The sequence below is a fragment of the Idiomarina sp. Sol25 genome (assembly GCF_033052775.1).
GTDB lineage: Bacteria > Pseudomonadota > Gammaproteobacteria > Enterobacterales > Alteromonadaceae > Idiomarina.
The window spans coordinates 1-256 of record NZ_JAUPEW010000183.1 but is presented as its reverse complement, the minus strand read 5'-3'; the positions used below and the strand labels follow the sequence as shown (position 1 = coordinate 256).

Here is a 256-nt window from a genome sequence, read left to right as displayed (position 1 = left end):
CGTGGAGGCCGCGTCCCTCATGGGCGTGCGCCTGGTCCGGGTCCGCACCCTCGCCTGGTGCCTGGCGGGAGCGCTCGCCGCGCTGGCCGCCGTGTTCCTCGCCGCGTTCCCGGCACCCGGCCTGGAACGCACCACCGGCCAGATCGCCCTCAAGGCGTTCCCCGCCGCGATCCTCGGCGGCATGGCCTCACCCACCGGCGCCCTCGCCGGCAGCATGATCATCGGCCTGACCGAGGCCCTTGTCGCCGGCTACCAG

General features: G+C 75.4%; 1 protein-coding gene. It reads left to right on the top strand.

The annotated features are described in order from the left end of the window. Position 1: 1 nt before the first annotated feature. Positions 2 to 256, top strand: a 255-nt coding sequence (locus tag Q5L94_RS13925; protein ID WP_411161949.1) for an ABC transporter permease subunit, incomplete at its 3' end; no start/stop codon positions are given.